Source organism: Actinoalloteichus caeruleus DSM 43889 (genome assembly GCF_000429185.2).
Classification (GTDB): Bacteria; Actinomycetota; Actinomycetes; order Mycobacteriales; family Pseudonocardiaceae; genus Actinoalloteichus_B; species Actinoalloteichus_B caeruleus.
Genome location: NZ_AUBJ02000001.1, coordinates 2,388,039 through 2,408,687 on the forward strand (window position 1 = coordinate 2,388,039; position 20,649 = coordinate 2,408,687).

Below are 20,649 nucleotides of genomic sequence, written 5' to 3' on the forward strand. Positions count from 1 at the left end.
AAGTTGGTTCACCCACTCCAACAGAAAATAACTCTGACGGGCGACATTGATTTTGCCTGCCGAATACCCGCTTCTACGCTGCCCCGGAACGTGACACCTACCGCCGGACAGACAGGTGGACAACGCGCGATGACGACCTCGGCGACTCGGCCCACGCCCACGATCATTGAGGTAAGCCACCCGCCGCAGCCGAGGGGTTCGTCCTTCACCGTCTACCTGCGCACCACCGACCACAAACGGATCGGGCTGCTCTACCTGGTCACGGCGATGATGTTCTTCCTGGTGGGTGGTGTCCTGGCGCTGCTGATGCGCGCCGAACTCGCCCAGCCGGGGCTCCAGTTCCTCTCCAACGAACAGTACAACCAGCTCTTCACCATGCACGGCACGATCATGCTGCTGCTGTTCGCCACCCCCATCGCCTTCGGTTTCGCCAACTACGTCATGCCGCTCCAGATCGGCGCCCCGGACGTCGCGTTCCCCCGGCTGAACGCCTTCTCGTACTGGCTTTTCCTCTTCGGCGGCGCGATCGCGACCGCCGGGTTCCTCACCCCCGGCGGGGCCGCCGACTTCGGCTGGTTCGCCTACGCCCCGCTGCACAACGCCGAGCACTCGCCAGGGCTGGGCGGGGACCTGTGGGTGAGCGGCCTGATCGTCTCCGGCCTCGGCACCATCCTGGCCGCGATGAACGTGATCACCACGATCATCTGCCTGCGCGGCCCGGGGATGACGATGTTCCGGATGCCCATCTTCACCTGGAACATGTTGTTGACCAGCGTCCTGGTCCTGATGGCGTTCCCGATCCTGACGGCGGCGCTGTTCGGCATGATGGTCGACCGGCACCTCGGCGGAAACGTCTTCGACCCCGCCACCGGGGGCGCGATCCTCTGGCAACACCTGTTCTGGTTCTTCGGCCACCCCGAGGTCTACATCGTGGCGCTGCCGTTCTTCGGCATCGTCAGCGAGGTCATCCCGGTGTTCAGCCGGAAACCGCTCTTCGGCTACAAGGGCCTCGTCTTCGCCACCCTGGCCATCACCGGGCTCTCGGTCACCGTGTGGGCGCACCACATGTTCGCCACCGGGGCGGTGCTGCTGCCGTTCTTCGCCTTCACCTCGTTCCTCATCGCGGTGCCGACGGGGGTGAAGTTCTTCAACTGGATCGGCACGATGTGGCGGGGTCAACTGACCTTCGAGTCCCCGATGCTCTTCAGCGTGGGCTTCCTGGTGACCTTCCTGCTGGGCGGCCTGTCCGGGGTGCTGCTCGCCTCACCGCCGGTCGACTTCCACGTCTCGGACACGTACTTCGTGGTCGCCCACTTCCACTACGTGCTGTTCGGCACCATCGTGTTCGCGGTCTTCGCCGGCATCTACTTCTGGTTCCCCAAGATGACCGGCCGGATGCTGGACGAACGGCTGGCCAAGCTCCACTTCTGGACGACCTTCATCGGCTTCCACGGGACCTTCCTCGTCCAGCACTGGCTCGGGGTGGAGGGGATGCCCCGCCGCTACGCGGACTACCTGCCCAGTGACGGGTTCACCACGCTGAACACCCTGTCCACCGTGTTCTCGTTCCTGCTGGGCGCGTCGACGTTGGCGTTCCTGTGGAACGCGGTGAAGAGCTACCGCTTCGGGCAGCCGGTGACCGTGGACGACCCCTGGGGCTTCGGCAACTCGCTGGAATGGGCGACGAGCTCTCCCCCGCCCCGGCACAACTTCCTGGAACTGCCCAGGATCCGTTCGGAACGGCCGGCGTTCGAGCTGCACTACCCGCACATGATCGAGCGGATGCGCCTGGAGGCGCACACCGGCGGCGGTCACGGCCCGGCGGAGGACGCGCCGGCACCGTCCGAACGGGCCGCCCACGCCCTCCAGCCGCCGGAGGAGCGGCCCTCCGACCCCCGGGAGCACTGATCGGGGAGCTTCCGGCAGGGGCGAGCGGGCGGCGGGTGGAGACCCGCCGCCCGAGGTGCGCCACGGGGCCGGGGGCGGCCCGGTCCGGCGGCCGGTACCGGGGATGGCGACGCCCCGACGGGGGATGGGGGTGGGTGCGGGTCAGGCGCCCGCGCTGGCCCGCAGCGCGTCCACCCGGTCCGCGCGCTCCCAGGGCAGGTCGAGGTCGGCCCGCCCGAAGTGCCCGTAGGCGGCGGTCGGCGCGTAGATCGGGCGCAGCAGGTTCAGGTCCCGGATGATCGCCGCCGGTCGCAGGTCGAAGACCTCGTTGATGGCAGCCTGGATCTTCAGCGGGTCCACCGTCTCGGTGCCGAAGGTCTCCACGAACAGGCCCACCGGGGCCGCCTTGCCGATCGCGTAGGCGACCTGCACCTCGACGCGGGTCGCGAGCCCGGCGGCGACGACGTTCTTCGCCACCCACCGCATCGCGTAGGCCGCGGACCGGTCGACCTTCGACGGGTCCTTGCCGGAGAAGGCGCCACCGCCGTGCCGGGCCATCCCGCCGTAGGTGTCGACGATGATCTTGCGTCCGGTCAGCCCGGCGTCGCCCATCGGGCCGCCCAGCACGAAACGGCCGGTCGGGTTGACCAGCAGGCGGACGTCGCTGGTGTCCAGGCCGATGTCGGCGATCTCCGGGGCCATCACCTGCTCGCGGATGTCGACGGCGAGCATCCGCTCCAGGTCGATGTCCGCCGCGTGCTGCGAGGAGACCACGACGGTGTCCAACCGCACCGGCTGGTCGCCGGCGTACTCGATGGTGACCTGCGTCTTGCCGTCCGGCCGCAGGTAGGGCAGCACGCCGTCCTTGCGGACCCTGGTGAGCCGGCGCGACAGCCGGTGGGCCAGGGCGATCGGCAGCGGCATCAGCTCGGGGGTGTCGGTGCAGGCGAAGCCGAACATCAACCCCTGGTCGCCGGCGCCCTGGCGGTCGATCTCGTCCTCGGCCCCGCCGACCCGGGACTCGAACGCGGTGTCCACGCCCTGCGCGATGTCGGGGGACTGCGCTCCGATCGCGACGTTCACCCCGCAGGAGTTCCCGTCGAAGCCCTTCGCGGAGGAGTCGTACCCGATGTCGAGGATGACGTCACGGACGATGGTGGGGATGTCGGCGTAGGCCTCGGTCGTGACCTCACCGGCCACGTGGACCTGGCCGGTCGTCACCAGCGTCTCCACCGCGACCCGCGAGCGCGGGTCCTTGGAGAGCAGGGCGTCCAACACCGAGTCGCTGATCGCATCGCAGATCTTGTCCGGATGTCCCTCGGTCACCGACTCCGAGGTGAACAATCTGCGCCCTTGCTCGCTCACGTGACTCTCCATCTGTTCTCCCTGCCCGGACCGTCCGAGGCGCCGCATGCTGATCCTGTCCGTAACCGACACGGGAACGCACGTGGATTCAGGCTAGCGTTGAGCCCTCGCCTCGATCTCGTCCGGCGGTGGCACGTGCCACCGCGTCCCAGAGTGTGGACGCCAGCAGGTTCTTACTGCCCACGGGGATCCGCCGTTCGGAGCCGTCGCCGCCCAACAACCAGCCGGAGTTGACCGGGACCTCGAAGGCCAGCCCGTCCCCGACGACGTTGACGAGCAGGAAGTCGACGCCCTTCCTAGCCAGCTTCGCCCGCCCGTGGTGCAGCGGGTCACCGGTCCCGTCACCGGTCTCCGCGGCGAAGCCCACCACCAGCTGACCGGGGCGCCGCCGCTCCACCAGCTCGGTGAGGATGTCGGGGTTGCGGACGAGGCGGACCGGTTCCGGGTCGCTCCCCGCCTTCTTGATCTTGGACGGCGCGGTCGACTCGGGCCGGAAGTCTGCGACGGCGGCGGCCATCACCAGGATGTCGGCCTCCGGCGCTGCCTCGTGCATGGCCTCGCGGAGCTCGGCGGCGGTGCGCACCCGCACGACGCGCACCCCCGAGGGCACGGGGAGGTCCGTGGTGTTCGCCGCCACCAGCGTGACGTCGGCGCCCCGCTGCGCGGCGACCCTGGCCAGGGCGTGCCCCTGCCGACCGGAGGACCGGTTGCCGAGGAACCGCACCGGGTCGAGGGGCTCGCGGGTGCCGCCGGCGGAGACCACGACCCGACGACCGACCAGGTCGCGGGGCAGCGCGTCCGCGCGGTCGAGCAGCAGCTCCGCGAGCTCGACGATCTCCTCGGGGTCGGGCAGGCGCCCCTTGCCGGTGTCGGAGCCCGTGAGCCGCCCGGAGGCGGGTTCCAGGACGACGACGCCCCTGCGGCGGAGGAGGGCCACGTTGTCCCTGGTCGCCGGGTGCTCCCACATCTCGGTGTGCATGGCGGGCGCCATCAGCACCGGGCACCGGGCCGTCAGCAGGGTGTTGGTCAACAGGTCGTCCGCGAGACCGTGCGCGGCCCTGGCCAACAGGTCAGCCGTGGCGGGGGCCACCAGCACCAGCTCAGCCTGACGGCCCAGCCGCACGTGCGGCACCTCGGGCACGTCCGCGAAGACGTCGGACCGGACGGGTTGCCCGGACAGGGCCTCGAAGGTGGCCGCTCCCACGAACCGCAGCGCCGAGGCGGTGGGCACGATCCGAACCCGGTTCCCCGCCTCGGTGAGCCGCCGGGAGACCTCGCAGGCCTTGTACGCGGCGATACCGCCGCCCACACCGAGAACGATGTCGTGGGCGGCTGCCGGGTTCGGGGTCACTCGCCTTCGGTGTGCTCGAGCAGGCCGCTGTGGATCTCGCGCAGGGCGATCGACAGGGGCTTCTCCCTGGGGCCGGGCTCCACCAGCGGACCGACGTACTCCAGCAGGCCCTCGCCGAGCTGGGCGTAGTAGTCGTTGATCTGGCGCGCGCGCTTGGCGGAGTAGATCACCAGGGCGTACTTCGAGCTGACCTGGCCGAGCAGGTCGTCGATCGGAGGGTTGGTGATGCCCTCCAGGTTGGTGCTCGACGGGGCACCGAGAGTGCCCAGTTCGGTGGGGGTGATCACGTGTGCGCTCCTGCTGTCGACGGTGTGGTCCGATTCTAGACGGCCATGCGTGCTCCGGGCCGGTGCCACGGTCGCGGGGCCGGCCGGTCGCCCGTGGCGGCCGGTGCGCGGACGTCTGTCAGGGGCCGTGGTCCGAGGCGTCCGCCGTGTTCCGGTGTCCTGCTCTCGGGTCAGGCCCGGTCAACAAGGCTAGCAACCGCTCGGCGGCGCTGTTCACGTCCTCGTTCACCACGACCACGTCGAACTCGGAACGGGCCGCGAGCTCGGCGCGGGCCGTCGCCAGCCGGCGCTCCACGACCTCCGGGCTCTCGGTGCCCCGGCCGACGAGCCGTTCCACCAGGACCTCCCAGCTGGGCGGCGCGACGAAGACCAGCAGGGCCTCGGGGAGCACCGCGCGCAGACTCCTGGCGCCCTGGAGGTCGAGCTCCACGAGCGCCGGCCGGCCGCTGGCCACCCGGTCCTCGACCGGTTGCCTGGGGGTGCCGGAGCGGTGGGTACCGCCGTGGATCTCGGCCCACTCGAGCAGGTCGCCGTGCTCGATCATCTCGTCGAACCTGTCGGGGCCGACGAAGTGGTAGTCCCGGCCGTCCACCTCGCCCGGCCTGGGCTGGCGGGTGGTGGCCGAGACGCTGAACCACAGGTCGGGCAGCAGCTCACGAAGCCTGCCGACCACACTGCTCTTGCCTACGCCCGAGGGGCCGGCCAGGACGACCAGCCGACCCCTCTGATCAGGACTTCTCACTCCGCGCTGAACTCGGCGAGCAGCGCCTTGCGCTGACGGTCGCCAAGTCCGCGGAGACGACGACTGGGGGCGATTTCCAAGCGTTCCATGATCTGCTGCGCCCGGACCTTGCCGACACCGGGCAGGGCTTCCAGCAGGGCGGACACCTTCATCTTGCCCAGGACCTCGTTCTCGTCCGCGGCGGTCAGCACCTCCTTCAGGTTGGTGCCACCGCGCTTGAGGCGCTCCTTGAGCTCCGCCCGGGCACGGCGGGCAGCAGCCGCTTTCTCCAACGCTGCGGCCCGCTGCTCCTCGGTCAGCTGGGGAAGGGCCACGATCTCCTCCGTGGTGTGGGTTCCTCTGAATCGGTGCCGCGACCGTACCGACCGCGCGTGACGCGGCACAACACGGGTACGGCATATCCAGGCGATTTGGCCCGGACACCGCCAACAAACTGGCGTGGCGGCACAACGTACCGCTCGCCTCCGGACGGTTGTTACCCAGGGTACGGATCTTGTCCGAAGGGGATCCCGCCGGACGGCGGCCCGGGCACCAAATGAGATGATCTTGAATCAGGGAAGGGTGACGCACCTGCCCGGCGCGGCGGTGCGGCACGGTCCGGCGCCCACCGCCGGGCACCGGATCACCGCCATCACCGAGGAGGGGACCACCAGGTGGACGAGGCAGGAGGCCCCGACACACGCCACGGGACGTCTCGACTGGTCAGAGCGCTGTCGTGCTCCCCGCCGCCCTGATCCGGCCCCAGCCGGGCCCCGGCGGGAAGGGGGGCGGGGCGCCCTCGACCCCGGCGGCGGCGTCCGCTGGTACACCCTCCGCGCCCGACCCGAGGAGCGGCGCGGAAGGCTACCGCCGCCCGCCGCCAACCCGGCCGGGACGCGCCCACGGCCTCACCAGCGGCGGAGCGGTGGCCGGGGGTGAACTCCCCGACCCCGAACCCGAGGAGCGGCCTGGGCACCGTTGAAAGTGGCCACGCTCACAGCCGAAAGCGGGACATGGTCCGGTTCGCCTCCCGACCACCGACCGATCCGCCGCCGACAACCGGTCCGAACCCGGCCACCTCCGGCCCACTCGCCCGCATCCCGGCGGCACCCGTCCGGCGGCGTGTCCCGCGCCACGGGGTGGTCCCGGTGCCCCGGGCGCGCGGGCTCGCCCGGGCGCTCCCACCACCGGTCGGCCCGTACCGGCCCGCTCCCGCACCCCGGGCCGGGGGGACAGCGGTCAGCCGGCCAGGTCGGCCACCGCGTCCCTGGTCCGCCGTGCGGCGTCCCGCAGGGCGGCCACGTCGGGTCCGTGCCGCAGGACGTCCCGGGACGAGGTCGGCAGCACGTGCCGGAGCACCCCGCCGAAGTTGCGCCGCAGGTCCGCCACGGTGCCGCCCTGCGCCCCGAAACCCGGTGCCAGCACCGGGCCGTTGAGCCGCGACAGGTCCAGGTCGAGCCGGGGTAGGTTCGCGCCGATCACGACGCCGACCGCGCCCGGCCCCTCCCCTTCGGGGTTGTGCCGGCCGGCGGCGTCCACGATCCCCTGGGCGACGGTCCCCGACCCGGCGTCCGCCCGTTGCACCTCGGGGCCCTCCAGGTTCGAGGTCGCGGCGAGGACGAACAGCCCCCGGCCCGTCTCCCTCGCCGCCGCCAGTGCCGGGTCGAGCGACCCGAACCCCAGGTAGGGCGAGACCGTCAGCGCGTCGGCGGCCAGCGGGGCGCCCTCCGCGAGGTACGCGGCCGCGTAGGCGGCCATCGTGGAGCCGATGTCGCCGCGTTTGGCGTCGAGCAGGACCAGCGCCCCCGCGGCGCGCACGTCGGCCAGCACCCGTTCCAGCACGGCCACGCCCCGCGCGCCGTACGCCTCGAAGAACGCCGACTGCGGTTTCACGACCGCGACCTCCGAGGCGAAGGCCTCCACGCAGCTCCGCGCGAACGTCTCCAACCCGTCGGCGGTGGCGGGCAGCCCCCAGTCCGCGAGCAGCGCCGGGTGCGGGTCGATCCCGACGCACAGCGGGCCACGCTCGGCGCGCAGCGCGGCGAGCCGACGGCCGAAGGGTTCCCGCCGGCCGGAGTCCTGATCCGTCACGCGCGTCCCTTCCGCAGCGCCGCCTGCAGGTCCTGCAACGAGCGGACCCCGATGTCGTCCCTGATGGCGGCCTCGATGCCCTGCACGGCCGCTGCGGCGCCCTGCACGGTGGTGATGCAGGGGATGTCCCTGGCGACCGCCGCCGTGCGGATCTCGTAGCCGTCCACGCGGGGGCCGTGGTTGCCGTAGGGGGTGTTGATGACCATCTGGACCTCACCGGCCCTGATCTGGTCGACGATGTTCCCGCTGCCCTCGTAGTGCTTGCGCACCACGGTGGAGGCGATGCCGTTCCGGCGCAGCACCTCGGCGGTGCCCGAGGTCGCCAGGATCTCGAAGCCCAGGTCGACCAGCCGCTTGACCGGGAAGACCAGCGAGCGCTTGTCCCGGTTGGCCACGGAGACGAACACCCGGCCCGAGGTGGGCAGCGACCCGTAGGACGCGGCCTGCGACTTGGCGAAGGCCGGGCCGAAGGCCACGTCGATCCCCATCACCTCACCGGTGGACTTCATCTCCGGCCCCAGCAGCGAGTCCACCCCGTGCCCCTCCGGGGTGCGGAAGCGGTGGAAGGGCAGGACCGCCTCCTTGACGGCGACCGGGCTGTCGGCCGGCAGGTCGAGCCCGTCACCGGTGGCCGGGAGGAGCCCCTCCCCGCGCAGCTCGGCGATCGTCGCGCCGAGCATGATCCGGGCGGCCGCCTTGGCCAGGGGGACGCTGGTGGCCTTCGAGACGAACGGCACGGTCCGGCTGGCCCGGGGGTTGGCCTCCAGGACGTAGAGCACGTCCTCCTTCAGGGCGAACTGCACGTTGAGCAGGCCACGGACCCCGAGGCCCCTGGCGAGCCGTTCCGTGCAGCGCCGCACCTCCTCCAGGTCGGTCTGGCCGAGGGTGATCGGGGGGAGCGCGCAGGAGGAGTCGCCGGAGTGGACACCGGCCTCCTCGATGTGCTCCATCACGCCGCCCAGGAACACGTCGTCGCCGTCGCACAGGGCGTCGACGTCGATCTCGACGGCGTCGTCGAGGAACCGGTCCACCAGCACCGGGTGCTCCGGGGTGACCTCGGTGGCCCGCTCGATGTAGCTGGCCAGGGACTCCTCGCCGTAGACGATCTCCATGCCCCGACCGCCGAGCACGTAGGAGGGCCGGACGAGCACCGGGTACCCGATCTCGTCGGCGATGCGCCTGGCGCCCTCGAAGGAGGTGGCGGTGCCGTACCGGGGAGCGGTGAGCCCCGCCTCGCGGAGCACCTCCCCGAAGGCGCCCCTGTCCTCGGCCAGGTGGATCGCCTCGGGCGGCGTGCCCACGACCGGCACCCCGGCCTCCGCGAGCCGCCGGGCCAGACCGAGGGGGGTCTGACCGCCGAGCTGGACGACGACGCCCGCCACCGTCCCCGACCGCTGCTCGGAGTGGACGACCTCCAGGACGTCCTCCAGGGTCAACGGCTCGAAGTACAGCCGGTCGGAGGTGTCGTAGTCGGTGGAGACGGTCTCCGGGTTGCAGTTGACCATGACGGTCTCGAAGCCGGCCTCCCGCAGCGCCATCGCGGCGTGCACGCAGGAGTAGTCGAACTCGATGCCCTGACCGATGCGGTTCGGGCCCGAACCCAGGATGATGACCTTCGGGCGTTCCCGCTGCTCGGTGACCTCGGACTCCGCGGCGGGGTCGGCCTCGTAGGCCGAGTAGTGGTAGGGCGTGCGCGCGGCGAACTCGGCCGCGCAGGTGTCCACCGTCTTGTACACCGGGCGGACACCGAGCCGGTGGCGCAGCGCGCGCACCCCGTCCTCCCCGGCCAGTTCGGGGCGCAGGGCGGCGATCTGGCGGTCGGAGAAGCCGCACCGCTTGGCCCGCCGCAGCAGGGCCTCGTCGACCACCGGGGCCCCGATGACCGTGGCCCGCAGCTCGACGAGCGAGGCGATCTGGTCGACGAACCACGGGTCGATCCCGGAGGCCTCGGCCACCTGGTCGACGGTGGCCCCCAGCCGCAGCGCGCGCTCCACGGTGTAGAGGCGGCCGTCGTGGCCGGTGGCCAGCGCGGCGAGGGTGTCCTCCAGGCTGGTGCCCGCCGGGTCCTGCCTGGTCCAGAACCCGACCGCCTTGGTCTCCATCGAACGCAGCGCCTTGCCCAGCGCCTCCACGAAGCTGCGGCCGAGGGACATCGCCTCGCCGACGCTCTTCATGGTGGTGGTCAGGGTCGGGTCGGCGCCCGGGAACTTCTCGAAGGCGAAGCGGGGGATCTTGACCACGACGTAGTCGAGGGTCGGTTCGAAGCTCGCCGGCGTCTCGCCGGTGATGTCGTTCTGGATCTCGTCCAGGGTGTAGCCGATGGCGAGCTTCGCGGCGATCTTGGCGATCGGGAACCCGGTCGCCTTGGATGCCAGCGCGGAGGACCGCGACACCCGGGGGTTCATCTCGATCACCACCAGCCTGCCGTTCGCCGGGTTCACCGCGAACTGGATGTTGCAGCCGCCGGTGTCGACGCCGACCTCGCGGAGCACCGCGATGCCCACGTCGCGCATCCGCTGGTACTCGCGGTCGGTCAGCGTCATCGCGGGCGCCACGGTGACCGAGTCCCCGGTGTGCACGCCCATCGGGTCGACGTTCTCGATGGAGCAGACGACCACGACGTTGTCCGCGCGGTCCCGCATCAGCTCGAGCTCGTACTCCTTCCAGCCGAGCACGCTCTCCTCGATGAGCACCTCGTGCACCGGGCTCTCGGTGAGGCCGATGGTGGCGAGCCGCTCCAGCTCCTCCTCGGTGTGGGCCATGCCCGAGCCGAGACCGCCCATGGTGAAGCTGGGGCGGATCACCACCGGCAGCCCGAGTTCGGCGACGCACTCGCGGACCTCGTCCATCGAGCGGCACACCCGGCTCCCGGGGACCTCACCGCCGACGTCCCGGACGATGTCCTTGAACCGCTGCCGGTCCTCGCCCCGCTGGATCGCCTCGATGTCGGCGCCGATCAGCTCGACCCCGTACCGCTCCAGCACACCCCGCTCGGCCAGGGCGACCGCCGTGTTCAACGCGGTCTGGCCGCCCAGGGTGGCCAGGATCGCGTCCGGCCGCTCCGCGGCGATGACCTTCTCCACGAACTCGGGGGTGATCGGCTCCACGTAGGTGGCGTCCGCGAACTCGGGGTCCGTCATGATCGTCGCCGGGTTGGAGTTGACCAGGCTGACCCGCAGCCCTTCCTCCCGCAGCACCCGGCAGGCCTGGGTGCCGGAGTAGTCGAACTCACACGCCTGGCCGATCACGATCGGTCCGGAGCCGATCACCAGGACATGGGAGATGTCGTCGCGCTTGGGCATCGGGTTCGCCCCGCCCCTCTTTCGTCGTCAGCTCGCGGTCACCGGAAGCCGGCTCACCGTCGGTGTGCAGTGGTCAGGTGTGGGCGTCAGCGCCCGGAGCGGTCCATCAGCCCGGCGAAGCGGTCGAACAGCGGCGCCGCGTCGTGGGGTCCGGCGGCGGCCTCCGGGTGGTACTGCACGCTGAAGGCGGGGGCCTCCAGGCACCGCAGCCCCTCGACCGTGCCGTCGTTCGGGCAGTAGTGGCTGACCTTGGCCGGGCCGAAGTCGGTGTCGAACACCTCGCCCGGCTCGCCCTCGACGGCGAAGCCGTGGTTCTGCGCGGTGATCGCGACCTGCCCGGTCTCCACGTCGATGACCGGGATGTTGATGCCCCGGTGGCCGTACCGCATCTTGTAGGTGCCCCGCCCCAGGGCGCGGCCGAGGATCTGGTTGCCGAAGCAGATGCCGAACAGCGGCACCCGGGCGGCCAGCACGGCCCTGGCCAGGGCGACGGCGGTGTCGGCGGTGGCGGGGTCGCCGGGGCCGTTGGAGAGGAACACCCCGTCGGGCGCGGCGGCGAGCAGCTCCTCGGCCGACGTGCCCAGGGGGAGGACGTGGACCTCCATGCCCCTGGCCGCCATCATGCGCGGCGTGTTCGACTTGATGCCCAGGTCCAGGGCGGCGACGGTGTACCGGCGTTCGCCGACGGCGGGGACCACGTACGGCTCGCTCGTGGTGACGTCGCCGGCGAGGTCGGCTCCCACCATGCCCTCGGAGCCCAGGACCCGGGTGAGCAGTTCCTCGTCACCGGCCACCGCGTCGCCGGAGAAGACCCCGGCCCGCATGGCCCCCCGCTCCCGGAGGTGGCGGGTCAGCGTGCGGGTGTCGACGCCGGCGATGCCGACGACGCCCTGCTCGCGCAGCGCGTCCTCCAGCGAGCGGGTGGACCGCCAGTTGGAGGGGACCCTGGCGGGGTCGCGGACGACGTAGCCGGAGACCCAGATCCGGTGGGACTCGTCGTCCTCGTCGTTCCACCCGGTGTTGCCGATCTGCGGGGCGGTCTGCACCACGATCTGGCGGTGGTAGGAGGGGTCGGTCAGCGTCTCCTGGTAGCCGGTCATCCCGGTGGAGAAGACGACCTCGCCGAGGGACTGCCCCACGGCTCCGTACGCCTCGCCCCGGAACACCCTGCCGTCCTCGAGTACCAGCGCCGCTGCGGAACGGTCGATCATCGCGCCTGGACCTCCGATGTGGTCGTGTGGGGGGCCGCCGCCGCGGCGCTGCTCGCGCGCGGCGTCACGGCGTGGTCCTGGTGGTGGTGCTCTCCTCGGCCACCGCGCGGATCCGCTCGACCCAGGTCTCGTCGTCGGCGCGGTCGTCGGCCCGGAACGCGAGGTCGAGGACGTACTCGCCGTGCTGCCATGACACCACGAGCAGGCCGTCACCCGGCATGACCTTGCCGGCGAGCTTGCTGTCCAGCCGGGCGTCGACGAGGTCGGCCGCGGCGATCCAGATCGGGCTGGCGGCGACCCGGTCGACCAGCAGCCCCGCCGGCAGCAGCCGGAGGGTGGCCACCGAGCGGTGTCCCAGGTCACCGACCACGATGCGGTCCTGCCAGTTGCCACCGCTGGTGGCGCCGACGTAGACGCCGGTCAGCTCGGGCAGCAGCGCGGGGTCGGTGAGGGCGCCGGCTGGCGGGGCGGGGAAGTCGCCGAGCAGGGCTTCCTGCCGAGTGGCCCGGCGCTGCCAGCCGCGCCACATGCCGTACACGCACAGCGCGAACACCGCGAGCACCAGCAGGGTGAGAAGCAGTCGGATCACGAGAGAACCTTCCCGTCTAGCGAGGTCAACCGGCCGCGGAGCATCGTCGCGGCCACGGTGGCCGGCAACTCCATGCCCTCGAAGGGCGTGTTGTCGGCGATGCTGGCCAGCTCACCACCCCGCACGACCCAGCGGGCCTCGGGGTCGACCAGGGTCAGGTTCGCCGGCTCGCCGACGCGGAGGGGTCGCCCCTGGTCCGCGAGCCCGGCGATCTCCGCCGGGCGCTCGCTCATCACACGGGCGACCCCGCGCCAGTCCAGCAGACCGGTCTCCACCATCGTCAGCACCACCACGGACAACGCGGTCTGGAGCCCGAGCATCCCCGGACGTGCGCAGGCCCACTCCGTGTCCTTCTCCTGGGGGGCGTGCGGCGCGTGGTCGGTGGCCACGCAGTCCACCACCCCCTCGGCCAGGGCGGTGCGCAGCGCCTCGGTGTCGGCGGCGGTGCGCAGCGGCGGGTTGACCTTGTTCACCGGGTCGTAGGTGGCCAGCCGCTCGTCGGTGAGCAGCAGGTGGTGGGGGGTGACCTCGGCCGTGATCGTGCCCTCACCCCGGCCCCGGGCCCACCGGAGCACGTCGGCGGTGCCGGCGGTGGAGACGTGGCAGACGTGCAGCCGCCCACCCGTGTGGTGGGCCAGCAGGCAGTCCCGGGCGACGACCGACTCCTCCGCGGGGGCCGGCCAGCCCGCCAGCCCCCGCTCGGCGGCCGCCGGCCCCTCGTGCGCCTGGGCGCCACCGGTGAGCCTCGGGTCCTCGGCGTGCTGGGCGACGACCCCGCCGAGCGCCCGGGTGTACTCCAGCGCGCGACGCATCAGCAACGGGTCGGACACGCAGTGGCCGTCGTCGGAGAACAGCCGGACCCCGGCCCGGGACCGGGCCATCGCGCCGAGTTCGGCGAGCCGTTCGCCGCGCAGGCCCACACTGACGGCCCCGATCGGGTGGACGTCGACGAGGCCGACGTCCCGGCCGCGCTGCCAGACGTACTCGACGATGACGGGGTTGTCGGCGACCGGGTCGGTGTTGGCCATCGCGAACACGGCGGTGTACCCGCCCAGGGCCGCCGCCTCCGAGGCGGTCTGGACGGTCTCGGTGTCCTCCCGCCCCGGTTCCCGCAGGTGGGTGTGCAGGTCGACGAACCCGGGCAGGGCCACCAGCCCCTGGGCGTCGACCACCCGGTCGGCCCGCTGGGTGACCCGCCCGATCTCGGCGATCCGGCCGTCGGCGACGAGCACGTCGACCGGCTCCCCCTCGCCGTAGGGCAGGACGCCCCGGAACAGGGTCGTTCCCGCGTCGGTCCCGCTCATACCGCGGTCTCCTCTCCGGCCAGCAGGTGGTAGAGCACCGCCATCCGCACGTGCACGCCGTTGCGGACCTGGTCGGTGACGAGCGACCGGGGCGAGTCCGCGACGGCGTGGCTGATCTCCATGCCCCGGATCATCGGGCCCGGGTGCAGCACCGGCGCGTGCTCGGGCAGCCGCGCGAGCCGGCGCTCGTTCAGGCCGTAGGCGATGGCGTACTCGCGGGCCGACGGGAAGAAGCTGCCGTGCATCCGTTCCGCCTGCACGCGCAGCACCATCACCGCGTCGGCGCCCTCGAGGGACTCGTCGAGGTCGTGGGTCACCCGCACCGGCCAGTCCCGCACCCCGGTCGGGAGCAGGGTGGGCGGGGCCACGAGGACGACCTCGGCGCCGAGGCGGTGGAGCAGGCGCACGTTGGACCGGGCCACCCTGCTGTGCAGGACGTCGCCGACGATGACGATCCGCCGGCCGGTCAGCTCGCCGAGGCTCTCCCGCAGGGTCTGGGCGTCCAGCAGCGCCTGGGTGGGGTGCTCGTGGGTGCCGTCGCCCGCGTTGACCACGGAGGTGCCGTGGTCTGCGAGCCAGTCCGCGACCCGGCGGGCGGCGCCGGACGCCGGGTGCCGCAGGACCACGCAGTCGGCGCCGGCCGCGGCCAGGGTGAGAGCGGTGTCACGCAGCGACTCCCCCTTGCCGACGGAGGACCCGGTCGCCGAGACGTTGATGACGTCGGCGCTCATCCACTTGCCGGCGACCTCGAACGACACCCTGGTCCGGGTGGAGTTCTCGTAGAAGGCGGTGACGACGGTGCGGCCCCGCAGCGTGGGCAGCTTGCGCACCTCCCGGCCGAGCAGGGTCTGTTTGAGCTTGTCCGCGGTGTCCAGGATGGCGGCGACGTCCTCGCCCCCCAGGTCGCTGGCGGACAGCAGATGCCTCATCGGCTGGTCTCCGTTCCCCTTCTCCGCAGCAGGACGGCGTCTGTCCCGTCGGTTTCGCGCAGCTGGACGGAGACGCCCTCGTCCCGCGCGGTCGGCACGTTCTTGCCCACGTAGTCGGCGCGGATCGGCAGCTCGCGGTGGCCCCGGTCGATGAGGACGGCCAGCTGCACGGCGCGTGGTCGCCCGTGGTCGCGCAGGGCGTCCAGCGCGGCCCGCACGGTGCGACCGGAGAAGAGGACGTCGTCGACCAGGACCACCAGCGCGTCGTCGATGCCGTCAACCGGAAGGCTGGTCGATTCGAGCGCCCGGGTGGGCCGGCGGCGGAGGTCGTCCCGGTAGAGGGTCACGTCGAGGGTGCCGGTGGGAATAGTCACACCGCTGAATTCCGCGATCTTCGCGGCCAGCCTGCGGGCCAGCGGGGCACCCCGGCTGGGGATGCCCAACAGCAGCACCCGGTCGGCGTCCTCCGCGTCGGGAGTGGTGCGCTCGATGATCTGGTGCGCGATCCTGGCGATGGTGCGCGCGACGTCGGCGGCGGCGAGCAGCTGGCGCTGTTCGCCCTGGTCCGCCGCGCCCGCGCGGGTGCGTGGCGCCACGAAGTGGACCCCCTTCCCCGCCTCGCTGGACGGGTCATTAAAGGACGTCTGGTCTCCGGCTGGGCCGGACACCCCGGACAGTAGCAGGCTGCGATGTGTCAATCTTCCGGGTGGTGTCACAAACTCGCCCGGCCGTCGCAGCGTCATCAGCTTGACCTAGTGACGTTGCCGAGCGACCATTACTCTGCGTATTGATTTAGGTCTTCCCGCAGCCCTGTCTAGCGGCTGACGGGGCGAATGAAACGGAGAACCGCTACATGGGCGACTACGCCAAGGCGCTGGGCGCCAAGCTCCGCGCGATCCGCCAGCAGCAGGGCCTGTCGCTGCATGGTGTCGAGCAGAAGTCCGGCGGGCGGTGGAAGGCCGTCGTCGTCGGGTCGTACGAGCGTGGTGACCGGGCCGTCACCGTCCAGAAGCTCGCGGAGCTGGCCGACTTCTACGGCGTCCCCGTGGCGGAGCTGCTGCCTGAGGGGCGGGTTCCGTCCGGGGCGGAGCCAGCCACCAAGATTGTGATCAATCTGGAACGGCTGCAACAGCTCCCCGCGGAGAAGGTGGGTCCGTTGGCCCGCTACGCGGCCACCATCCAGAGCCAGCGTGGCGACTACAACGGCAAGGTGCTGTCCATCCGCACCGAGGACCTGCGCTCGCTGGCCATCATCTACGACATGTCGCCGGGCGAACTCACCGAGCAGCTCATCGACTGGGGTGTGCTGCCGCCGGAGGCCCGGCCCGCCAAGGAGGACTGAGCCGAACCGGGCCCGCACCCCTCGCGGGCCCGGTCACCGCTCCCGTCAGCGGGTGGCCCGCAACCGGTGGGCTATCCGCCCGATCCGGTCCAGGACTCCGTTGACGAACCTCGGCGAGTTGTCCGTCGACAGGGTCCTGGCCAGCTCGACCGCCTCGTCGATGGCGACGGCGTCGTCGACGTCGTCCGCCCAGAGCAGCTCGTAGAGGCCGAGGCGGAGCACGGCCCGGTCCACGGCCGGCATCCTGGCCAGGGTCCACCCCTCGGCGTACTGGGAGATCAGCTCGTCGATCCTGGCCCGGTTCGCCGTGATCCCCTCGACCAACGTCACGGTGTACTCCCGGACGGGGGGCAGGTCCGGGTGGCCCATCCGCTCGGTCAGCATGGTCACCGCGTCCTCGCCACGCACGTCGGCCTCGAACAGGATGTCGACCGCGCGTTTGCGGGCCTTGCTGCGGGCACCCATTACGAGTTCACGCGCCCCAGGTAACGACCGTCGCGAGTGTCGACCTTGACCTTGTCCCCGGTGTTGAGGAACAGGGGCACCTGGATCTCCGCGCCGGTCTCGAGGGTCGCCGGCTTGTTGCCCCCGGTGGAGCGGTCGCCCTGGAGCCCGGGGTCGGTGTGCTTCACGACGAGCTCGACCGAGGCCGGCAGTTCGACGTAGAGCGGCGTGCCCTCGTGCACCGCCACGATGGCGGTCTGGTTCTCCAGCATGAACTTGGCGGCGTCCCCGACGGTCTCGGCCGGCACCGGGAGCTGGTCGTAGGTCTCCGCGTCCATGAACACGAAGTCGCCGCCGTCGGGGTAGAGGTAGGTCATCTCCCGCTTGTCGACGTTGGCGGTCTCCACCTTCACGCCGGCGTTGAAGGTCTTGTCGACAACCTTGCCGGACAGCACGTTCTTCAGGGTGGTGCGGACGAACGCACCACCCTTGCCGGGCTTGACGTGCTGGAACGACACCACGGACCACAACTGTCCGTCGAGGTTGAGCACCAGTCCGTTCTTGAGGTCGTTAGTGCTGGCCACTGTGGTGGTCTCTCCTGTGATACATGGCCCCAGCATGGGCCGGTACATGGGCGTGCCGCGGCCCTGCGGTGCGCACGGCCGCGGCGATACGGGTCTTAGCCTGTCGCGTCAGACGACCACGAGATCCTTCGTGGTCAGGGTGAGGAGCTCGGGGCCGCCCTCGCGCACGACCAGCGTGTCCTCGATGCGCACACCGCCCCGGCCAGCGAGGTACACGCCGGGCTCGACGGTGACCGCCATACCTTCCTCGAGTGTACCTTTGCCCAGCTGCGAGAGCGTTGGTGCCTCGTGCACCTCCAGGCCGACGCCGTGGCCCAGACCGTGCAGGAACCGCTCCCCGTGGCCCGCATCCTCGATGACCGACCGGGAGGCCGTGTCGACGTCCCGCAGTGGGACCCCCGGCGCCAACGCCTCCCTGCCGGCGGCCTGCGAGCGGGCCACCACCTCGTAGAGCTCCCGCTGCCAGTCGGCGGGCTCCCCGAGCACGACCGTCCTGGTCATGTCGGAGTGGTAGCCGTCGACCAGTGCGCCGAAGTCCATCTTGACGAAGTCACCGGCGGCCAGGACCGTCTCGGTGGGGCGGTGGTGGGGCACGGCCGAGTTCGGCCCGGCCGCCACGATGGTGTCGAAGGACGGACCGGCGGCACCGTTGGCGACCATCCGGCGCTCCAGGTCGCGGGCCACCTCCAGCTCGGTCCGGCCCGGCCGCAGCTCGCCTTCGGCGATCAGCTCGGCCAGTGCCCGGTCGGCGGCCGCGCACGCCATCCGCAGCGCCTCGACCTCGCCCTCGTCCTTGATCGCGCGCAGTCGCTCGACCAACTGGGGTGCCCGGACCAGTTCGACGGCCCCCGCCGCCTCGGCCAGGGTGTCCAACCCGTCGACGGTCACGTGCTGCGACTCGAACCCGGCCCGGCTGACGCCCGACCCGCCCCGCGACGCCCGCTCCGCCAGGGCCGCCCCGCTGCGGCGCTCGATGATCCGTTCGAGGTCGGGGACCTCGACGCCGGCCTGGGTCAGGTACCGGCCGTCGGTGCAGAAGATGGTGCGGGACTCGTCCCCGGCCGAGTCCCCGGCGTGGACGAGCAGGGCGGCGTTGGACCCGGTGAAACCGCTGAGGTACCGCACGTTGAGCAGGTCGGTGACGAGCAGGGCGTCGATCTCCCGCTCCCGCAGCAGCTCGCGCAGCGCCCCACGGCGGCGAAGGTGTGTTTCTGGCATGTCGGGCAGCCTAGTTAACCCTGGGCCCACCGCCGACCCCGTTCCTCCTCGGGGCAGGGTCCGCGCCGTCCGCCGGCCGCCGCTCGGTCGCCTTCGTGTGGTCCGCACCCGGTCCGGCGAGCGGTCCAACCCGGATGGCACCGACCGGGCACATCTCCTCGGCCATCCGGACCGCCGCCCCCTCGCCGGCCGGCGGAGCGGGGTCGAGGAGGACCACGACCCCGTCGGACTCCCCCTGGTCGAAGACCGCCGGGGCGAGCTGGGCGCACTGGCCGGAGGCGACGCAGCGCTCGACGGCCACCGCGACCCGGAGCGGGCCCTCCGCCGCGGCGCCGCCGGCCGTTCCGCCGCGTCCCGGGTGTCCGGCGCTCACCACGTCACCGGCAGGGCGCGGATGCCGTAGACGAAGCCGTCGTCCTTGAAGTCGAGCTCGCCGACCTCGGTGGCCAGCCGGAGCGCGGGCAGCCGACGCGCCACCGCACCGACCACCTCCTGGAGCTCGACCCTGGCGAGGGCGTGGCCGAGGCACTGGTGCACCCCGTGACCGAAGGCGAGGTGGCGGCGGGAGTTCCTGGTCAGGTCCAGGGTGTCGGGATCGGGGAACACGTCCTCGTCCCGGTTGGCCGGCCCGAGCAGCACCAGGACCCCCTCCCCCGCCCGGATCCGCACGCCGCCGACCTCGACGTCCGCCACGGCCACCCGGCGGGGGAAGAACTGGGCGGCCGTGGTGTACCGGAGGAGTTCCTCGACGGCGACCGCCACCCTGGCCTCACTGGGATCCTCGGCGAGCCAGGCCAGCTGGTCCGGGTGGCGGAGCAGCGCGAGCAGGCTCAGCGCCACCGTGTTGGAGGTCGTCTCGTGCCCCGCCAGCAGGACCATCGTGGCCAGCGCGACCACCTCGTCCCGGCTCAGCCGGTCCGCACCCCAGTGCTCGACGGCGAGCCGGCTGATCACGTCGTCCGCCGGCTGCTCGCGGCGGTCGCACACGAGCGCCGTCATCGCCATCCGCAACTCGCCGAGCACCCCGGCCAGCAACGCCGGGTCCGGTTCGGTCGCCTGGATGAGAGCGGAGTGCCGCTCGAAGAAGAGGCGGACGCCGCTGGGGAGCCCCAGCACGCGGGAGATGGTCAGGGCCGGCAGGGGGACGGCCAGCCTGGCCACCAGGTCCGAGGGACGACCGTCCCCGCACACCCGGTCGAGGAGCCGCCCCACGTCGGCGCGCACCGCGGGTCGCTGTGCCTCCATCGCCCGGGGGAGGAACCCGCGGCTCAGCGTCAGCCGGTAGTGCCGGTGCTCAGGCGGATCGAGGTTCACCAGGCTCAGCCCCCTGGCGACCGGAACGGCCGGAGCCACCTCGGGGAAACCGGGGCGGGTCGGATCCGCGCTGAACCGCTCGTCCCGCAGGACCGACCTCACCTCCTCGTACCGGGAAACGACCCACGCCCGCGCCCCATTCCAGAGCGTGACCCGCGAAACGGGTCCACGACGCCGCTGATTCGAATAGCACGGGGGCGGGTGGAGCGGGCATCCACGGGGGACCGGAAAACGGGGTTCCTCGGGCAGGACGGTTGTCATCGACTGTTCGCAATCGGACGGTGGGACGGAGGAATCGGCCGCCGGAACGGAGAACACCGGGCCGGGCACGTGCCGGAGCGCCCCGCCAGCGATGACGTGGTCCGCCCAGCGTCGTCGAGGTTGTCCCCCAGGTCGCGTCGACGCGGTACCGCCGCCGCGCCGGTCCGCCGGGTAGTGGTCGACTCCCCGCTCGGCACCTGGCGACGGGGACAGCTTAGGGCCCGACCACCGCGAAAACCAATTCGACCACTACCACCTATCGGGTTAAATTCCCGCCCGGTCCCCCGACCGGGAGACGCGCTCTCGGGAACGAAAACCGCGAATCGAAAAAACACTCGGAATTGTTGTCTGAGTGAGCAAACAGTTCGACGATTGCCGGTGCCGTTTTCCGCGTCAGGACGGTACCGAATGGGCCGCCGGCGCGCGGGGAGGACGCGGAGCACCGGAGG

The 20,649-nt window shown here is 71.8% G+C and carries 19 protein-coding genes; 2 read left to right on the forward strand and 17 right to left on the reverse strand.

Translation table 11 applies throughout. From position 1 onward, the window contains the following. The first annotated feature begins 129 nt into the window (after window positions 1–129). On the forward strand, window positions 130–1,908 hold the full coding sequence (ctaD, locus tag G443_RS08520; protein ID WP_081715433.1) for an aa3-type cytochrome oxidase subunit I: 1,779 nt from the start codon (window positions 130–132) through the stop codon (window positions 1,906–1,908). Window positions 1,909–2,049: 141 nt separating this feature from the next. Here ctaD and metK read toward each other — a convergent pair whose 3' ends face one another. From metK to pyrR, 12 genes are all read right to left on the reverse strand, one after another. Beyond that, on the reverse strand, window positions 2,050–3,252 hold the full coding sequence (metK, locus tag G443_RS08525; RefSeq protein WP_026418861.1) for a methionine adenosyltransferase: 1,203 nt from the start codon (window positions 3,250–3,252) through the stop codon (window positions 2,050–2,052). Window positions 3,253–3,340: 88 nt separating this feature from the next. Further along, window positions 3,341–4,603 (reverse strand): bifunctional phosphopantothenoylcysteine decarboxylase/phosphopantothenate--cysteine ligase CoaBC, encoded by a 1,263-nt coding sequence (coaBC, locus tag G443_RS08530; protein ID WP_026418862.1) that lies wholly within the window; start codon window positions 4,601–4,603, stop codon window positions 3,341–3,343. Beyond that, window positions 4,600–4,890, reverse strand: coding sequence for a DNA-directed RNA polymerase subunit omega (rpoZ, locus tag G443_RS08535; RefSeq protein ID WP_051313960.1), 291 nt, complete (start codon window positions 4,888–4,890; stop codon window positions 4,600–4,602). The genes coaBC and rpoZ overlap by 4 nt, the downstream gene beginning before the upstream one ends. A 118-nt stretch (window positions 4,891–5,008) precedes the next feature. Then, entirely contained in the window at window positions 5,009–5,632 is a 624-nt protein-coding gene (gmk, locus tag G443_RS08540) for a guanylate kinase (protein WP_081715434.1), read from the reverse strand. Next, window positions 5,629–5,946, reverse strand: a complete 318-nt coding sequence (mihF, locus tag G443_RS08545) for an integration host factor, actinobacterial type (protein ID WP_026418865.1) — start codon at window positions 5,944–5,946, stop codon at window positions 5,629–5,631. The genes gmk and mihF overlap by 4 nt, the downstream gene beginning before the upstream one ends. 904 nt (window positions 5,947–6,850) lie before the next feature. After that, window positions 6,851–7,702: an orotidine-5'-phosphate decarboxylase gene (gene pyrF, locus G443_RS08550; RefSeq protein ID WP_026418866.1), complete on the reverse strand. Its 852-nt coding sequence runs from the start codon at window positions 7,700–7,702 to the stop codon at window positions 6,851–6,853. Beyond that, a complete protein-coding gene (carB, locus tag G443_RS08555; RefSeq protein ID WP_026418867.1) occupies window positions 7,699–11,004 on the reverse strand; it encodes a carbamoyl-phosphate synthase large subunit in 3,306 nt (1,101 codons plus the stop codon). Before carB ends, pyrF begins: the two co-directional genes overlap by 4 nt. Before the next feature lie 86 nt (window positions 11,005–11,090). Next, window positions 11,091–12,215 (reverse strand): glutamine-hydrolyzing carbamoyl-phosphate synthase small subunit, encoded by a 1,125-nt coding sequence (gene carA, locus G443_RS08560; protein WP_026418868.1) that lies wholly within the window; start codon window positions 12,213–12,215, stop codon window positions 11,091–11,093. Window positions 12,216–12,279: 64 nt separating this feature from the next. Beyond that, entirely contained in the window at window positions 12,280–12,804 is a 525-nt protein-coding gene (locus tag G443_RS08565) for a PH-like domain-containing protein (RefSeq protein WP_026418869.1), read from the reverse strand. Further along, a complete protein-coding gene (locus G443_RS08570) occupies window positions 12,801–14,108 on the reverse strand; it encodes a dihydroorotase (RefSeq protein WP_026418870.1) in 1,308 nt (435 codons plus the stop codon). Before G443_RS08570 ends, G443_RS08565 begins: the two co-directional genes overlap by 4 nt. Then, window positions 14,105–15,037, reverse strand: coding sequence for an aspartate carbamoyltransferase catalytic subunit (locus G443_RS08575; protein ID WP_026418871.1), 933 nt, complete (start codon window positions 15,035–15,037; stop codon window positions 14,105–14,107). Before G443_RS08575 ends, G443_RS08570 begins: the two co-directional genes overlap by 4 nt. Continuing rightward, window positions 15,034–15,633 (reverse strand): bifunctional pyr operon transcriptional regulator/uracil phosphoribosyltransferase PyrR, encoded by a 600-nt coding sequence (gene pyrR, locus G443_RS08580; protein WP_026418872.1) that lies wholly within the window; start codon window positions 15,631–15,633, stop codon window positions 15,034–15,036. Before pyrR ends, G443_RS08575 begins: the two co-directional genes overlap by 4 nt. A 257-nt stretch (window positions 15,634–15,890) precedes the next feature. Here pyrR and bldD point away from each other — a divergent pair, with 257 nt between their 5' ends. Continuing rightward, window positions 15,891–16,379, forward strand: coding sequence for a transcriptional regulator BldD (gene bldD, locus G443_RS08585; RefSeq protein WP_016698573.1), 489 nt, complete (start codon window positions 15,891–15,893; stop codon window positions 16,377–16,379). Window positions 16,380–16,424: 45 nt separating this feature from the next. Here the strand turns inward: bldD and nusB are convergent, their stop codons facing one another. From nusB to G443_RS25420, 5 genes are all read right to left on the reverse strand, one after another. Then, window positions 16,425–16,844 carry a transcription antitermination factor NusB gene (gene nusB, locus G443_RS08590; protein ID WP_026418873.1) on the reverse strand — a complete coding sequence of 140 codons (420 nt, stop codon included), beginning with the start codon at window positions 16,842–16,844 and terminating at the stop codon, window positions 16,425–16,427. Then, complete coding sequence (gene efp, locus G443_RS08595) at window positions 16,844–17,407, reverse strand: elongation factor P (RefSeq protein WP_026418874.1); 564 nt, start codon at window positions 17,405–17,407, stop codon at window positions 16,844–16,846. The genes nusB and efp overlap by 1 nt, the downstream gene beginning before the upstream one ends. Before the next feature lie 108 nt (window positions 17,408–17,515). Next, complete coding sequence (locus G443_RS08600; RefSeq protein ID WP_026418875.1) at window positions 17,516–18,625, reverse strand: M24 family metallopeptidase; 1,110 nt, start codon at window positions 18,623–18,625, stop codon at window positions 17,516–17,518. A gap of 10 nt (window positions 18,626–18,635) precedes the next feature. Then, window positions 18,636–18,998 (reverse strand): ferredoxin, encoded by a 363-nt coding sequence (locus tag G443_RS25415; protein ID WP_081715435.1) that lies wholly within the window; start codon window positions 18,996–18,998, stop codon window positions 18,636–18,638. Beyond that, window positions 18,995–20,041, reverse strand: a complete 1,047-nt coding sequence (locus tag G443_RS25420) for a cytochrome P450 (RefSeq protein WP_051313961.1) — start codon at window positions 20,039–20,041, stop codon at window positions 18,995–18,997. The genes G443_RS25415 and G443_RS25420 overlap by 4 nt, the downstream gene beginning before the upstream one ends. Window positions 20,042–20,649: the final 608 nt, after the last annotated feature.

Excerpts from the sequence above, each read along its gene's own strand:
- ctaD (WP_081715433.1), top strand. The coding sequence starts at position 130 with ATGACGACCTCGGCGACTCGGCCCACGCCCACGATCATTGAGGTAAGC.
- carB (WP_026418867.1), bottom strand. The coding sequence starts at position 11,004 with ATGCCCAAGCGCGACGACATCTCCCATGTCCTGGTGATCGGCTCCGGA.
- carA (WP_026418868.1), bottom strand. The coding sequence starts at position 12,215 with ATGATCGACCGTTCCGCAGCGGCGCTGGTACTCGAGGACGGCAGGGTG.
- G443_RS08570 (WP_026418870.1), bottom strand. The coding sequence starts at position 14,108 with ATGAGCGGGACCGACGCGGGAACGACCCTGTTCCGGGGCGTCCTGCCC.
- G443_RS08575 (WP_026418871.1), bottom strand. The coding sequence starts at position 15,037 with ATGAGGCATCTGCTGTCCGCCAGCGACCTGGGGGGCGAGGACGTCGCC.
- bldD (WP_016698573.1), top strand. The coding sequence starts at position 15,891 with ATGGGCGACTACGCCAAGGCGCTGGGCGCCAAGCTCCGCGCGATCCGC.
- nusB (WP_026418873.1), bottom strand. The coding sequence starts at position 16,844 with ATGGGTGCCCGCAGCAAGGCCCGCAAACGCGCGGTCGACATCCTGTTC.
- G443_RS08600 (WP_026418875.1), bottom strand. The coding sequence starts at position 18,625 with ATGCCAGAAACACACCTTCGCCGCCGTGGGGCGCTGCGCGAGCTGCTG.